The 14,806-nt window shown below is 69.3% G+C and carries 15 protein-coding genes; 7 read left to right on the top strand and 8 right to left on the bottom strand.

Annotated elements, in window-relative coordinates:
• The first annotated feature begins 130 nt into the window (after nt 1-130).
• Nucleotides 131-700, top strand: coding sequence for a TadE/TadG family type IV pilus assembly protein (locus ACSQ2G_RS17025; RefSeq protein WP_436032849.1), 570 nt, complete (start codon nt 131-133; stop codon nt 698-700).
• Nucleotides 697-1,233 carry a TadE/TadG family type IV pilus assembly protein gene (locus tag ACSQ2G_RS17020; RefSeq protein WP_436032847.1) on the top strand — a complete coding sequence of 179 codons (537 nt, stop codon included), beginning with the start codon at nt 697-699 and terminating at the stop codon, nt 1,231-1,233. The genes ACSQ2G_RS17025 and ACSQ2G_RS17020 overlap by 4 nt, the downstream gene beginning before the upstream one ends.
• Here ACSQ2G_RS17020 and ACSQ2G_RS17015 read toward each other — a convergent pair.
• The 5 genes from ACSQ2G_RS17015 to ACSQ2G_RS16995 all read right to left on the bottom strand — a co-directional run bounded on the left by ACSQ2G_RS17015 (nt 1,226) and on the right by ACSQ2G_RS16995 (nt 6,508).
• A complete protein-coding gene (locus tag ACSQ2G_RS17015) occupies nt 1,226-2,011 on the bottom strand; it encodes an aminotransferase class IV (protein WP_436032845.1) in 786 nt (261 codons plus the stop codon). The genes ACSQ2G_RS17020 and ACSQ2G_RS17015 overlap by 8 nt on opposite strands.
• Nucleotides 2,008-3,360, bottom strand: a complete 1,353-nt coding sequence (gene pabB, locus ACSQ2G_RS17010) for an aminodeoxychorismate synthase, component I (RefSeq protein ID WP_436032843.1) — start codon at nt 3,358-3,360, stop codon at nt 2,008-2,010. Before pabB ends, ACSQ2G_RS17015 begins: the two co-directional genes overlap by 4 nt.
• Nucleotides 3,361-3,412: 52 nt before the next feature.
• Nucleotides 3,413-4,864 (bottom strand): MFS transporter, encoded by a 1,452-nt coding sequence (locus ACSQ2G_RS17005; protein WP_436032841.1) that lies wholly within the window; start codon nt 4,862-4,864, stop codon nt 3,413-3,415.
• 232 nt (nt 4,865-5,096) lie between these two features.
• Nucleotides 5,097-5,870, bottom strand: a complete 774-nt coding sequence (locus tag ACSQ2G_RS17000) for a tyrosine-protein phosphatase (protein WP_436032839.1) — start codon at nt 5,868-5,870, stop codon at nt 5,097-5,099.
• Between the two features lie 41 nt (nt 5,871-5,911).
• On the bottom strand, nt 5,912-6,508 hold the full coding sequence (locus ACSQ2G_RS16995; protein ID WP_436032837.1) for a hypothetical protein: 597 nt from the start codon (nt 6,506-6,508) through the stop codon (nt 5,912-5,914).
• 98 nt (nt 6,509-6,606) lie between these two features.
• Here ACSQ2G_RS16995 and ACSQ2G_RS16990 point away from each other — a divergent pair, with 98 nt between their 5' ends.
• Nucleotides 6,607-7,362, top strand: a complete 756-nt coding sequence (locus ACSQ2G_RS16990) for an alpha/beta fold hydrolase (RefSeq protein ID WP_436032835.1) — start codon at nt 6,607-6,609, stop codon at nt 7,360-7,362.
• 153 nt (nt 7,363-7,515) lie between these two features.
• On the opposite strand, the gene ACSQ2G_RS16985 is transcribed toward ACSQ2G_RS16990, so the two are convergent.
• Nucleotides 7,516-8,970: an AMP nucleosidase gene (locus ACSQ2G_RS16985; protein WP_436032833.1), complete on the bottom strand. Its 1,455-nt coding sequence runs from the start codon at nt 8,968-8,970 to the stop codon at nt 7,516-7,518.
• Nucleotides 8,971-9,178: 208 nt separating this feature from the next.
• Here ACSQ2G_RS16985 and ACSQ2G_RS16980 point away from each other — a divergent pair, with 208 nt between their 5' ends.
• The 3 genes from ACSQ2G_RS16980 to ACSQ2G_RS16970 all read left to right on the top strand — a co-directional run bounded on the left by ACSQ2G_RS16980 (nt 9,179) and on the right by ACSQ2G_RS16970 (nt 11,423).
• The gene (locus tag ACSQ2G_RS16980) at nt 9,179-10,438 is read left to right on the top strand and encodes a dicarboxylate/amino acid:cation symporter (RefSeq protein WP_436032831.1); all 1,260 of its coding nucleotides are present in this window, start codon (nt 9,179-9,181) and stop codon (nt 10,436-10,438) included.
• Between the two features lie 81 nt (nt 10,439-10,519).
• Nucleotides 10,520-10,939, top strand: coding sequence for a DUF6491 family protein (locus ACSQ2G_RS16975; protein ID WP_436032829.1), 420 nt, complete (start codon nt 10,520-10,522; stop codon nt 10,937-10,939).
• 88 nt (nt 10,940-11,027) lie between these two features.
• Nucleotides 11,028-11,423, top strand: a complete 396-nt coding sequence (locus ACSQ2G_RS16970; RefSeq protein WP_310086182.1) for a YidB family protein — start codon at nt 11,028-11,030, stop codon at nt 11,421-11,423.
• Nucleotides 11,424-11,821: 398 nt separating this feature from the next.
• On the opposite strand, the gene ACSQ2G_RS16965 is transcribed toward ACSQ2G_RS16970, so the two are convergent.
• Complete coding sequence (locus ACSQ2G_RS16965; RefSeq protein ID WP_436032827.1) at nt 11,822-12,862, bottom strand: ribonucleotide-diphosphate reductase subunit beta; 1,041 nt, start codon at nt 12,860-12,862, stop codon at nt 11,822-11,824.
• A gap of 136 nt (nt 12,863-12,998) precedes the next feature.
• Between ACSQ2G_RS16965 and ACSQ2G_RS16960 the strand changes: the two genes are divergently transcribed.
• A complete protein-coding gene (locus tag ACSQ2G_RS16960; protein WP_436032825.1) occupies nt 12,999-13,670 on the top strand; it encodes a glutathione S-transferase family protein in 672 nt (223 codons plus the stop codon).
• A gap of 77 nt (nt 13,671-13,747) precedes the next feature.
• Here the strand turns inward: ACSQ2G_RS16960 and ACSQ2G_RS16955 are convergent, their stop codons facing one another.
• Complete coding sequence (locus tag ACSQ2G_RS16955) at nt 13,748-14,410, bottom strand: DUF998 domain-containing protein (protein WP_436032823.1); 663 nt, start codon at nt 14,408-14,410, stop codon at nt 13,748-13,750.
• Nucleotides 14,411-14,806: the final 396 nt, after the last annotated feature.

Genomic DNA, 14,806 nt, shown 5'->3' with positions numbered 1-14,806 from the left:
CAAGATCATCCCGTCCACAGCCCCTAGAGCATCGCGCGGCTTGTTCCAGGGTCTCTAAACCCCTGATTAGGGAGGCGCGGCCTAGATTGCGCCGCCTGCCGTTCCCGAAGGCGCTGACGCGGACACCGCCATGGCCGACCAAGCCCGACACCATCGCCAGCTTCTGGCCCGCCTGGGCCTGCTGCGCCGCTTCGCCCGCGCCGACGACGGCGCGGCGGCGATCGAATTCGCCTTCGTGGCTATTCCCTTTCTCCTCCTGGTGTTCGCGATCATCGAGCTGGGCCTGGCGTTCCTGGTCTCGATGAGCCTGGAGAACGCCCTGGCCAATGCCGACCGCACGATCCGCACGGGAGCGCTGCAGGCCAGCAACGGCGACGTCGCGACGTTCAAGACCGCGGTGTGCGGCGAAATGTCCTGGCTGGGCGCATCGTGCGCCACCTCGCTCATCCTCGACGTCCGCGTCCTGCCCTCGTTCGCCCAGACCGCCAACCTGCCGCCGCCCGCGGACGGCAAGACCTGCTTCGATCCCGGCGGCCCTAAGTCGATCGTGCTGGTGCGCGGCTACTACAAGTGGCCGCTGATCACCCCGCTGCTGCAGGAGGCGGTCGGCGGTACGCCCGGCGATCGCCGGATCACGTTCGCGGCGGTGTTCGCCAACGAGCCCTATTCCGAAACGCCAGTCCCGATCAAATGCACATGACCCGCCGCCTCTCCCGGTTCTGGCGCGACCGCCGCGGCGTCTCGGCCGTCGAATTCGCCCTGATCGCGCCGGTGCTGATCATCTTCTACTTCGGCATGGCCGAGATGACCCAGGCGATGCTGGCCCAGCGGCGCCTGAGCCACCTGACCGCCTCGATCGGCGACATTGTGGCCCGCGACCAGCAGCTGACCGACGCCCGCCGCGACGACCTGTTCAGCGTCGGTAACGTGCTGATGTCGCCGTTCCCGACCTCGACCCTGCGGCTGTGCCTGGTCAGCATCGTCTCCGACGCCAACGGCAAGGACGTGGTCGCCTGGTCGGACCCCTCCAACGCGCCGGTCGACTGCCCCGCGCGCAACGCCGTGCTCGACATTCCCGTCAGCGTGCTGCCCGCCGGCAAGAGCGTGATCATGAGCAAGGCCAGCTACGAGTACAATTCGGTGTTCAAGTTCATGATCCCGCAGGCGCTGACCTTCCGCCGCACCTACTACTTGAAGCCGCGGCTTTCCGAGCAGGTGACGCGCGTCAAGTAGCTGACGGGTCGCGCAGCGCCTCGCGCAGGCGCTCGACCAGCGCGTGGGGCCCGAAGGTCTCGCCCTCGAAGCGCCGCGCCGGCCGCACGCCGATCAGGCTGTTGGTCAGGAACACCGCCTCGGCCGCGTCCAGGGCCTCGGCGCCGCTGGCCAGCTCGTGGACCTCGACGTCCAGCTCGCGCGCCGCGGCCATCGCCCGCCGCCGGGCCAGGCCATCCAGCACGCCGCAATGCAGGGCCGGGGTGAACAGCGAGCCGCCCGCCACCCAGAACAGGTTGGCCGCCCCGGCGCAGGCCAGGTCGCCGCGATTGTTGCGCATCACCGCCTCGTCGGCGCCGGCCGCCTTGGCTTCGGCCCGGGCCAGGACGTTGTCGACATAGGACAGGGTCTTCAGCCGGGCGGCGGGCGAGCCTTCGTTGCGGCGGGTCTTGGCCAGGACCAGGTCGACCGGCGTGGTCACGAGCGGCGCGGCGGCGGCCGTCGCCATCAGGCGGGGCACGGGCGCGGCCGGACGGTCCAGCCCCCGGCCGCCGGATCCGGCCGTCAGGGTCAGGCGCACAGCGGCGCGGACCTCGTCCAGCCCTGCCTCGTTCGGCGCGGCCAGGCACCGAACCTGGGCTTCGGCGAGGTCGAAGACCGGCAGGCCCAGGGTTTCACAACCGGCCGCCATGCGGGCCAGGTGGGCGTCGAGGTGGGGCATGTCGCCCCCCGTCCACAGCATGGTCTCGAACAGGCCGTCGCCCAGCAAGAGGCCGCGATCGTCGGGTGGGGTCATCATCCGCGGGGCGGCTCCATCAGGGCCCGGCGCAGGGCGGCGAACTTGGCTTCGGTCTCCAGGCGCTCGGCGTGCGGGTCGCTGTCGGCGACGACGCCGGCCCCGGCCCTGGCTTCCAAACGCCAACCCTCCCGGTCCTGTTCAAGGCCGACCGTGCGGATCAGCACGCTGGACTCCAGCGCCCCGTCGACCCCGGCCCAGAACAGCGAGCCGCAATAGGGCCCGCGCGGCGTCTCCAGCTCGGCGATGACCTTCATGGCCTGGACCTTGGGCGCGCCGGTGATCGAGCCGGGCGGGAAGGCCGCGCGCAGCAGGTCGGCCGCGGCCAGGCCCGGCGCCAGCTTGCCGGTCACCGTCGAGACCAGGTGATGGACGTTGGCGAAGGTCTCGACCTTGAACAGCTCGGGGACCGCGACGCTGCCGGGCGGGCTGACCCGCGCCAGGTCGTTGCGCATCAGGTCGACGATCATCAGGTTCTCGGCCCGGTCCTTGGCGCTGGCCGACAGTTCGGCGATCAGCAGTGCGTCCTCGGCCGGGTCGGCGCCGCGCGGCCGGGTGCCCTTGATCGGCCGGGTCTCGATGGTCAGGTCGCCCGCCCCGTCCTTGGCGGTAACCTTCAGGAACCGTTCCGGCGAGTTGGACACCAGGGCCCGGCCCGGCAGGCGCAGATAGGCCGAGAACGGCGCGGGGCTGTCGGCGCGCAGGCGGGCGAACAGGTCGAACGGATGGGCCCCGGCGACCAGTCGGCCGGTCCAGGCGCGGGCGATGTTGGCCTGGAAGATCTCGCCGCCAACGATGCGCTCGACCACCTGGGCCACGGCCGCCTCGTAGGCCTCGCCGTCGCTGGCGCTCAGCGCTTCGCACAGCGGGCCGTCGTACGGCGTGGGCGAGGCGGCGTCCAGCCAGCCCAGGGCCGCCTCGGCCCGGGCCCGGGCGAAGCTCTGCGAGCCGCCGCGGCCGATCGCCAGCACCTGGCGCTGCAGGTGGTCGAAGGCCAGCAGGGCCGGATAGCGGGCGCAGGCCAGGTCGGGCCAGCCGGTGCGCGGCAGGCCCAGGCGCTCGACCCGGTCGCCCAGCTCATAGGCGGCCAGGCCCACGACGCCGCCCTGGAACGGCGGCCCCTCGGGATCCACGGCCTGGGGCGGCCCGACCAGTTCGGCCAGGGCGGCGAACGGGTCGCGGGGATCCTCGGCGGTCACCGTCAGCGTGGCGTCCGGCTCGCGCAGCAGGTAGGACCACCGCCCCGCCTGGCCGCCGGAGATCATCGCGCAGGCGAAGGGTTCGTCCCGCCACGGGGCCGCGGCCCAGACCGGGTCGCGCCAGGGGGCGCTGATGAGGACGACGTGACGCATCGGCGGGTGATACCGCCCCCCGCGCCCCGAGGCTACGACTTCGCGCGTCGGATCAGGTCTCCGGGTCGCCGCCGCGGACCAGGAACAGGCCGCAGAACCCCAGCCCCAGCAGGGCGGCGATCGGCAGGAAGCCGCCGACCTGGCTCTTGAAGATCGCGGTGGCCACGGCCACCAGCAGCGAGCCCAGCCACACCGTGGCCGTGCCCGACAAGGCGTACAGCCCGAAGAAGGCGGCGGTCTTGTCGGCCGGGCACAGGCGGATTAGCAGGGTGCGGCTCGACGCGTACTGGGCGGTGACGAACACCGCGATCAGCAGCCCCAGGCCCAGATAGATCAGCTCCGGGGCGGTGCGGAACAGCGGCCCGTTCCAGATCGGCGCGTGGGCCGCCGGGTCGTAGGTCCAGAAGTACAGGATCTTCTCGCGGCCCATGCCCAGGGTGGCGACCAGCACCGCCAGCGAGCCGGCGATCTCGATCTGCACCGCCTTGCGCGGCCCCAGGACCCGGTCGAACCAGGGGGCCACCAGGCCGCCGATCACCCCGAAGACGCTGAGCGAGATGCCGTAGGCCAGCATCTCCAGCGCGCCCCATTTCATCAGCCCGGCCGCCAGCAGGCCGCCGAACACCAGCAGCGCGGTCATGCCGTCGTTGTAGAGCATGCGCGCGCCCAGGAAGAGGGCGACGTCGCGGTGGCCGCGCAGGTTGGCGAAGATGTCGCGCAAGAGGGCGATCCCCGCCCGCAGGCTGGCTGTCCAGCCGCGGCCGGTGCGGGCGGCGTCGGGGGTCCACAGGAAGAACGGGATCGCGCCCAGCAGCATCACCGCCGCCGCCATCGGCCCGGAGATCCGGCTGGGCTCGTTCCTGGCCGGGTCCAGGCCGAACAGCGGCGCGTGCGGCACGCCGGGCCAGTCGACCTGGCCGGGCAGCACCATGCCCCACAGCATGAAGATCAGCAGGGCCACCGACAGGCCGTTGGCCACCGCGTAGCCCAGGCCCGAGATCAGGGCGGCGCGGCCCGGGACGTCGCCGGCGGCCCGGCCCAGCAGCGAATTGCTCAGCACGTCGCCCCAGTTGTAGACCAGGCCCAGCACGATCAGCAGGGCGCTGGTCGCCATCAGCGGCAGGCCGCCGGCCGGCATGGCCCACCACAGGGCGACCAGGGCCGGGACCATCACCGCCAGCACCCCGCCCAGCATCGGCTTGCGCGGCCCGTACTGCTCGATCATCGCCCCCAGCAGCGGCGCGGTCAGGGCGGTCAGCAGGCCGTAGGTCGTGGAGATGTTGGCCACCAGGGCCTGGCCCGCCACCGGATCGCCGACCAGCACCCGCGAGAAGTAGGGCGAGAAGATGTAGATGGTGATCAGGATCACATAGGGGTCGCGCGCGCCCTGCTGCAGGATCCAGGCGAGGGCGCCGCGCGGCAGGCCCGACTTCAGCGGGGCGACGGGCTCCCCCTCCAAAGTGTTTGGCGCTGGGACCGCCGCGGCGGCCGAGACCTCACTCATGCTGTTCCACCCTATGCACAGGGTCGCCGTCTGGCGCGGCGACTTGGATAGGAGCGTGGCTTTGAAACGAGCGTTTGTCACGGGGGGAATGCGGAGGACGCCCCCTCCGTCCGCTTCGCGGCCACCTCCCCCGTTTCACGGGGGAGGAGAAGGACCCTCGCTCCTCACCCGCATCGCGGGGGAGGTGGCGCGATGCGAATACGCATCGTGACGGAGGGGGCGTCCCGCGCGCCTACAGCAGAATATGCGCCCGCACCGCCTCGCGGCCCTCGGCGTCCAGCCCGACCGCCTGCTCCAGATAACCGTCGAGCGAGCCGTGGCGGGCCTTGATCTCGGCGATCGCCGCGGCCAGGTAGTCGGCCTCCACGCCCATGGCCACGCGCACGGCGGCGTCGGACGGGCGACGGCCCAGCTCGGCCTCGAGCAGGTCGGCGAACACCGGCCCGCGCCGGGCGAAGCGCGCCTCGTCATTGGTCAGCAGGTAGTCGTCGACCAGGTCGTCGTCGCCGACCCCGGCCACATGGTGGGTCAGGGCGGCCAGCAGGCCGGTGCGGTCCTTGCCGGCCGCGCAGTGGATCAGCACCGGACCGCGCGCCGCGGCCAGGGCCTGGAAGTAGCGGCGGAACAGGTCCAGGTGCCGCTTGGCGAACGGCGCGCGGCGGTAGTACTGGACCAGATAGCCCCGGATCGAGCTCACCGACAGGTCCGAGTCCCGCAGGAAGGCGTGCCAGGGGTCCTCGCCGGAGACGCCCAGGTCGTTGTCGATCACCTCGGCGGCGAAACCAGCCCAGCGCCGCGACGGATCGCGCTGGCGCTCGTTGGGCCGGCGCAGGTCGACGATCGTCACGACGCCCAGCGCCGCCATGGCCACCAGGTCGTCGTCAGTGGCCTGGGCCTGGTGAGCGGCGCGGAACAGCAGCCCCGTCTTCAGCCGGCCCGCGCCGGCGGCGTAGTCGCCGAAGTCGCGGAAGTTCTCGACGCCTTGCAGCGGAATGTGACGGGTCATGGCGCGCTTGTTAGCGCCGCGCGGTGACGAAAGCGAGACGGCTAGCCGAAGGTCGGAAGGCCCTTGACCTTCACCGGCCGGATCGCCCGGGTGATCTCGATGGCCTGCCAGGCCGCGTTCGGACCCTGGCCGTCGGGATCGTAGCTGTAGTGGACGGCGCGCCACTGCGACTGCCGGCTGACATGCCAACCCGTCGCCTTCCAGCCCGCGGGGAAGTTCATCGGCCCGTCGAAGTCCGACGGGCCCAGCGGCGCGCCCAGCACCGACTCGGCGCCGAGGCGCTGGATCATGGTCGCCGGCGCGACGGGGCGGAAATAGATCCGGCAGAACGACGTGCCGCCCAGGTCGCCGACCGCGACCAGCACCGGAGTCCCGCCGACTTCGCCTTGGCGGACATCTTGCAGGCCGACCATGCCGTTGCCGCGCACCACCGCCGGCACGGCCTCGTCCGCGAGCCTGTCCCAGCCGGTGGCGCGCGCGGCGCTCAGGATCTCGGCGTGCGAGGCCGGCGTGACGCAGACGTCCTGGAAGACCTTCAGGCCGTCGGCATAGACGACGGGCGATGCGTTGGCCGGGGCGCAGGCCGCGACGAGTGCGGCCGTGGCAGCGAGGGCCTTGACGAGAACCTTCAGGGACATGGACGCGCTCCGCACCTCGAACCACCTCAAGTTGCGACGGGAGCCTCGCGCCGTCAAGAACCTGGACCTTGGCGGGCGAGCGGCGCCAAGCTGCCGCGATGACCGACCTGCACCGCTTCCAGAGCTTCGACGGCGTCTCCATCGGCTACCGCACGCTCGGCGAAGGCTGGCCGACCCTAATGCTGCACGGCTTCCTGGCCAGCGCCGAGGCCAACTGGTTCCTGCCCGGGATCGCCGCGGCCGTGGCCGCCGCCGGCCGCCGGGTGATCGCGCCCGACCTGCGGGGCCATGGCCGCTCGGACGCCCCGACCGATCCGGCCGCCTGGCCGCGCGACGTGCTGGCCATGGACCAGGAGGCCCTGGCCGCCCACCTGCACCTGAGCGACTACGACCTGGTCGGCTATTCGCTGGGCGCGCGCACGGCGATGCGGATGGCGGTGCGGGGGGCCCGGCCGCGCAAGCTGGTCCTGGCGGGCATGGGCGAGCGCGGGCTGATGGCGGCCGGGGCGCGGGCGGCGATGTTCGAGGACGCCGTGCGCCACGGCGACGCGGCCCAGGATCCCCGGGCTGGCCGGCGGGTCCAGGCGATGATGGCGGCCGGCGGTCTCAAACCGGACGCCATGCTGGGGGTGCTGGCCTCGTTCGCCGCCACCTCGGCCGACGAGATCGCGGCGATCGACGTCCCGAGCCTGGTGGTGGCGGGGCAGCGCGACGACGACAACGGCTCGGCCGAGGCGCTGGCGGCGATGATGGCCGACGCGCGCGGGGTCCGGGTCCCGGGCGACCACCTGAGCGCGGTGATGGAGCCGGCGCTGGCGGAGGCGATCGTGGGGTTTCTGGAGCCCGCTCAATAAAGAACCTCCCCCCGTGGGGGAGGCGATCGCGCAGCGATCGGTGGGGGGAGTTTTTGGATCATCGACCCTGGATGCGGCCATCGGCCGGTCACGCCCCCCTCCGTCGGCTTCGCCGACACCTCCCCCACAGGGGGAGGATCTAGTTTGGCGACGTCACCGGAACGGCGGCTCGTCGAAGGCCCGCAGCTTGCGCGAGTGCAGGTTCGGCCCTTCCTCCAGCAGCAGCTTGCAGGTCAGGATCCCGATCTGCAGGTGCTGGCTGATCGCCCGCTCGTAGAAGGCGTTGGCCTGGCCCGGCAGCTTGATCTCGCCGTGCAGAGGCTTGTCCGACACGCACAGCAGCGTCCCGTACGGCACCCGGAAGCGGTAGCCCTGGGCGGCGATGGTCGCCGATTCCATGTCGATGGCCACGGCCCGGCTCTGGTTGAAGCGCAGGGCCGACAGGCTGTGGCGGAGTTCCCAGTTGCGGTCGTCGGTGGTGACCACAGTGCCCGTCCGCAGGCGCTTCTTCAGCTGGTCGCCCGAGTCGCCGCTGATCGCCTTGGAGGCGTCGTAGAGGGCGCGCTGGACCTCGGCGATCGACGGCACCGGGATCTCGGGCGGCAGCACGGCGTCCAGCACGTGGTCGTCGCGCAGATAGGCGTGGGCCAGCACGTAGTCGCCGATGGTCTGGGTGTCGCGCAGGCCGCCGCAGTGGCCGATCATCAGCCAGGCCTGCGGGCGCAGCACCGCCAGGTGGTCGCAGATGGTCTTGGCGTTGGACGGGCCGACGCCGATATTGACCAGGGTGATGCCCCGGCCGCCGGGGGCCATCAGGTGGTAGGCCGGCATCTGGTGCTTGCGCCAGGTCGATTCGGCCACCGCCAGTTCGGGATTGGCGGTGTTGGCGGTGATCATCAGTCCGCCCGAGCACGACAGCGCCTCGTAGGGACCGCCTTCCTGGCCCAGCTGCTCGATGCCCCAGCGCACGAACTCGTCGACATAGCGGTGGTAGTTGGTGAACAGGATGAACTGCTGCACGTGCTCGGCCGGGGCGCCGGTGTAGTGCTTCAGGCGGGCCAGCGAGAAGTCGGTGCGCAGGCCGTCGAACAGGGCCAGCGGCCGGTTCTCCTCCATGGCCGGGTTCCAGACCCCGTCGGCGATCTCGTCGCCGATGAAGGCCAGGTCCGTGGTCGGGAAGAAGCGGGCGATGTCCTCGCTGCGGACGTCGGCCTGGTTCAGGTCGATGCTGGCGTCCAGCACGTAGGGATAGGGGATCTCCTGGCTGGACCGGTCGATCTCGATCTCCACCTGGAAGTCGTTCATCAGCAGGGTCAGCTGCTCGACCAGATAGTCGCGGAACTGATTGGGCTTGGTGATCGTGGTGGCGTAGACGCCGGGCCGGCTGACCCGGGCGTAAGAGCGCGCCAGCTTGGGCGGCAGGGCCTCGGGATCGTAGATCAGCCGCAGCTCGGGATAGGCGAACGTGCCGTCGAACCGCGTTTGCGGGTCGGGCCGGGTCCCATGTTCGAGATAGGCGCGAAGCGCGGTCCGCAGGGCGTCGACGGCGCGTTCGTATTCCTGATTGAGCCGCTCGACCGCGGCGATTGCTTTTTCTTGGTTTGACATGGCGCCCTATATCAGCGTTCCGCGGGCTTTTCTAGGCTAAGGCCGGAAGTGGGCTCGCCAGGGGCCCTGGGGCATGGACGAAGCCGATTTCGTCGGCCACAAGGGTCGCAACGACCTGAGCGGCGGCGCGAAGCGGAAAGCCTCACCCCCGTGACGACACCAAAGCGCTCGAGCGTCCGCGCTCGAGGGGGGAGCCACTGGGGAACCCATGAACCGACGTTTCGCCTACCTGATCATCGCCGCCATGGTCCTGGGGATCCTGGTGGGCTGGGCCTGCAACCAGTACCTCGACCCCGCCCAGACCGCCGAGGCGGTCAAGTGGTTCAAGATGGGCACCGACCTGTTCCTGCGGCTGATCAAGATGATCATCGCCCCGCTGGTCTTCACCACCCTGGTGGCCGGCATCGCCCACATGGAGGACGCCGCCGCCGTCGGCCGGATCGGCGCCAAGACCATGGGCTGGTTCATCAGCGCCTCGGCCGTCTCGCTGCTGCTGGGCCTTTTGATGGTGCACCTGCTGCATCCCGGCGCGGGCCTGGTGCTGAACGAGGCGACCAACGCCGCGGCCAACGCCCCGGCCGCCTCGACCGAGACCTTCACCCTGCAGGGCTTCCTGACCCACCTGGTGCCGACCTCGATCTTCGACGCCATGGCCAAGAACGAGATCCTGCAGATCGTGGTGTTCAGCCTGTTCGTCGGCACGGCCGTCGCCTCGCTGGACAACAAGGCCCCGCACATCCTGGAGCTGGCCGAACAGGGCGCCCAGATCATGCTGAAGGTCACCGGCTTCGTGATGAAGCTGGCCCCGCTGGCGATCTTCTGCGCCCTGGCCTCGACCATCGCCGACCAGGGCATCTCGATGCTGCTGGTCTACGGCAAGTTCGTGATCGGCTTCTACGCCACCATGGCCACCCTGTGGCTGCTGCTGTTCCTGGCCGCCTTCGTCGTGCTGGGCAAGCGAGCCCTGCCGCTGTTCGCGACCATCCGCGAGCCGGCCCTGCTGGCCTTCTCGACCGCCAGTTCGGAAGCCGCCTATCCGCGCATCCTCGACGCCCTGCCCAAGCTGGGCATCCGCCGCCGCATCGTCTCGTTCGTCCTGCCGCTGGGCTATTCGTTCAACCTCGACGGCTCGATGCTGTACTGCACGTTCGCCACCATGTTCATCCTGCAGGCCCACGGCGTGCACCTGAGCCTCCAGCAGCAGATCTTCATGCTGCTGCTCTTGATGGTCACCTCCAAGGGCATCGCCGGGGTGCCGCGCGCCTCGCTGGTGGTGATCATGGCCACCCTGACCTATTTCGGCCTGCCCGAGGCCTGGATCGCCCTGGTCCTGGGCGTCGACCACCTGCTGGACATGGGCCGCAGCGCCACCAACGTGGTCGGCAACTCCGTCGCCGCCGCGGTGGTCGCCAAGTGGGAGGGCGAGCTGGACGATCCCGAGCCCGAAGCCGAGCCCGCCAAGGCCTGAGGCCGCCAAGCGCGACCGATTGACTTCGGGGGGGAGAAGACCAATCTCTTCCCCCGAGGGACATCGGTTAGGAAGACCGCCATGAACGTCAAATCCATGATCCGGGCCGGCCTGCTGACGACGGCGCTCCTGGCCGCCTCGGCGCCGGCCCTGGCCGCCAACGCGCCCGACGACGCCAAGGCCGTCGCCAAGCCGGCCCGAACCTGCTTCTACCTGTCCGACTGGGACGGCTGGAGCGCCCCCGACCGCGACACCCTGTACCTGAAGGTGCGCAACCGCGACGTCTACCAGGTGGAGCTGTCGCACGGCACCAGCCAGCTGACCTCGCCCGGCGTGCACCTGGTGTCGGTGGTCCGCGGCATCGACCAGGTCTGCCATCCGATGGACCTGGACCTGCGGGTGTCCGACGGCTTCGGCTTCGCCATGCCGATCATGGCCAAGTCGATCACCAAGCTCTCGGCCGAGCAGGTCGCGGCCATCCCGAAGAAGGACCGGCCGTAGAGGCGCGCGTCGTCGCGACCCGCTCACGGTCGGACCTTGGATTTCCCTGGCGCCCGCTTCCGGACGCCTGTCAGCCGGAGAGAGTCGCATGAGCTTGCTGGATAATCTGATGGGCGCCGTCGGCGGCCATGGCGGCGGCGACCTTTCGAGCCTGGTCGAGACCATCGCCAGCCAGGGCGCGGCTGGCGGCGTCAGCGGTCTCGTCGAAGCGTTCCAGAAGGGCGGCCTCGGCGAGATCGCCCAGTCCTGGGTTTCCACCGGGGCCAACCACCCGATCTCGGCCGAACAGATCCAGGCCGTGCTCGGCTCGGGCGCGATCGGCCAGTTCGCCGAGAAGCTGGGCGTCGATCCGCAGGTCGGGGCGGCCAAGCTGGCCGAGCTGCTGCCGGGCCTGGTCGACCGCCTGACGCCCGGCGGCCAGTTGCCGACCGAGGGCCTGGGCGGCGCGGTCGGCGACCTGCTGGGGGGCTTCCTCAAGACGTAGCCGCCGCCAACAGGGCCGCGCCTATGCCGGTCATCTAGCGCTTCATCAACTCGAAAATTCCGTCTCCCAGACTTGTTCGGGGGACCCAAGCCGAGTGGGACGCCATGTCCAAGGCTGCTTGGGTTCCCCGCATCTTAAATTCCCCACATTAAAGTGCGGGACCGACGCGTGAGCTCGGCGCTTGCGGCGGTCCCGGATCGGCGCCCGGCTTCGCCGAACTTGTCCGGGATGACAGCTTTTTTCGGAGCAAATCCAGAGGCGATAGCTCCGGCACAACGCCCGGGATGACGGACGTAGGTGGGCATGGACCCTGAACACGCCCACAGGCAAAGAAACGCCGCCCCCTTGCGAGGGCGGCGGCATGTTATCCCCGTTTGTCCCTGCTTCTTGTGGCTGTTCTATTCCGCCGGCAGGGTGTTCTCGGAGCGCTTCTGCAGCATGGTGTCGAAGCTCGACCACACGCCTTCCGCGCCGTGCCATTGGCCCCGGGTGGCCGCCTTGGAATATTCGGTGGCCCGGGCCTCGAAGAAGTTGGCGTGCTCCACGCCCGACAGCAGCGACTGCAGCCAGGGCAGCGGGTTTTCCTTCACGCCGTAGACTTCCGGCAGGGCCAGCTGGCGCAGGCGCCAGTCGGCGATGAACCGGATATATTGCTTGATGTCGTTGGGGGTCATGCCCTGCACGTCGCCCTGCTCGAAGGCCAGGTCGATGAAGGCGTCCTCCATGGTGACCACGGTCTTGCAGCAGTCGACAATGTCGTCGGCCACGGCCTTGGTGACCGCCCCGGTCTCCTTGTTGAACGTGTGGTACAGCTTGATGATGCCTTCGCAGTGCAGGCTCTCGTCGCGGATCGACCACGAGACGATCTGGCCCATGCCCTTCATCTTGTTGAAGCGCGGGAAGTTCATCAGCATCGCGAACGAGGCGAACAGCTGCAGGCCCTCGGTGAAGCCGCCGAACATGGCCAGGGTGCGGGCGATGTCGGCGTTGGAATCGACGCCGAACTTCTGCATGAAGTCATGCTTGTCGCGCATGGCCTGGTATTCCATGAACGCGCCGAACTCGCTCTCCGGCATGCCGATGGTTTCCAGCAGCAGGGCGTAGGCCGCGATATGGATGGTCTCCATATTGGCGAACGACGACAGCATCATCTTCACTTCGGTGGGTTTGAACACCCGGCCGTAGCGCTCCATGTAGTTGTCGGCGACCTCGACGTCGGACTGGGTGAAGAAGCGGAAGATCTGCGTCAGCAGGTTCCGTTCCTTGTCGTTCAGCTTGACGGCCCAGTCCTTGAGGTCCTCGCCCAGCGGCACTTCCTCGGGCATCCAGTGGACCTGCTGCTGCTTCTTCCAGAAGTCGTGGGCCCACGGATAGCGGAAGGGCTTGTAGGCGCCGGAGGGGGTCAGCAGGCCGGGCGTGGTGATCAGCTTGGCGGACATCGAGGACGGCTCCAGGGCAGGCGGACGCGAATCGGACGGACGGTCTAGAGTCTCTTGGTACCGCAGCGGTCGGGATCATCTAGTGGTCACGACGTCGCAGCACACAACATGTTGTGGGTAGATTGGGTAACGAAAGATGAATCAAGCTTACACCATCTATGGCGCGCTTGGCTCGGGGTCCGTGCCGGTCGAAGCGACTTTGACCCTGCTGGGGCAGTCGTATGACGTCGTCGAGGCGCCGACCTGGGAGGGCGCGGCCCAGCAGGCCAAGGTGGCCGGGGTCAATCCGCTCAGGCAAATCCCGGCCCTGGTCACGCCCGACGGCGAGACGATCACCGAAAGCGCCGCCATCCTGATCTGGCTGGCCGACCGTTTCCCGGAGGCGCGGCTGGCTCCGTCGCCCGATTCGCCCCTGCGCGGCCAGTTCCTGCGCTGGATGGTGTTCGTGCCGGCCTCGATCTATTCGCTGTTCTGGGTGCGCGACGATCCCTCGCGCCTGGGCGGGCCCGATCCCGAGGTCCAGGCCCGGATCAAGGCCGCGACCGCCGACCGCATCGCCGCGTGCTGGGGCATGATGGAAAGCCAGCTATCGCCCGGCCGGTATCTCCTGGGCGACGACCTGACCGTGCTCGACCTCTATGTCGCCGTGGTCAGCCGTTGGGGGCCGCGTCGCAAGCGGTTCTACGAGGTCGCGCCGAAGATGAGCGAGGTGGTGAAGCGGGTGGACGCCGATCCGCGGCTGGCGGCGTTCTGGGAAGCGCGGTTCCCGTTCGTCGAGGGCTGGGAGAGCCAGGGGGCGGCGGGGTAGGGGAGAATCTAACCCGAGGATTTTGGATGGCCTCCAAGTTCCTATTTCGACCCACAGCGGACGGTTGCCCCGCCCAGCTACGCCTTGGCCGTCAGGGCGCTTTGCCGAAGAAGGGCAACGCGGCGGAGTTGCCTGGCGGTCGCCAGGAACCAGACCATGAGCACGGCGACGAAGAGACGGTTCGTCAGGCCATAGGGCGCGCCCCGATGCAGGGTCAGGAACTGGGCGACGAACGCCGCGAGCAAGGCGATCGCCAAAGCCAAGCCAATCCACCGATACCCGCGCCAGTCCTCGCTTTGGTGGAAGCTGACGGCGAAGAGCAACGCGCACAGGATCACGCTAAACACATTGACCAGAAAACTGGCGGTGTGGATGTTGCCCGTTGTTGTCGTGGCCGCCGTCTCAAGGTCGGTGGGAAAGATCGCCGTCACCAACGAGCCCAGCGTCACGACCCACAGGAGCAACACAGCGGCGCGGCCCGGCAAGGATTTGGGGCCGGCTGCGGCCATTCCCAATCCGAGCATCAGGCAGCCCATGGCCAGCGCCACGAAGGCCGTCGTCATCACCCAGCCAAGACGCCCGACCGCATAGTCGCTGATCATATGATCGACGGGTGTGTAGTCCGGCCGCAGACCGTGCAGCAGGACAAGCACAACGATGAAATAGCCAAAACACGCAAGGGCGACCTCGGCGAAGCGCCTCGACAGAACGAGCCGACGATCGGCGATTTGTTGACCCATGATGCGATCCCATCGCTGCCAGGCTCGTCCCAGGGTTCCGAGCGGGAATTCAAAGAACACAGGGCCAGCGGTGAAATGCAAGCTCGACCTGTGCGTGCAGTGAAGCTCTCGCGAAAATGGCCCCGGGGGCGACCGAATCCCACCCTCACTGACATTCCCAATGTCAGCTTGGTGAAGGCCAGCATCCGCCCCACGAAGGTCGGCGAAAGTCGGAGGGGCGAAGTCGAGAGCCCTGCCCGCTGACACTTGCCCCCACCTGACCGCTTCGCGGTCTGTCCGCCCCCACAGGGGGCGGAGCCTCAAGCGCGGCGCCGGCGGCGGGGCTCTCCCCCCTGTGGGGGAAGACGGCCGAAGGCCCGTAGGGGGCAAGTGTTCGCCGCACGGCCCCTTGGGAAA

The sequence above is a fragment of the Caulobacter sp. LjRoot300 genome (assembly GCF_964253875.1).
Taxonomy (GTDB): Bacteria; Pseudomonadota; Alphaproteobacteria; order Caulobacterales; family Caulobacteraceae; genus Caulobacter.
This window is presented reverse-complemented; position numbering and strand designations above follow the sequence as displayed.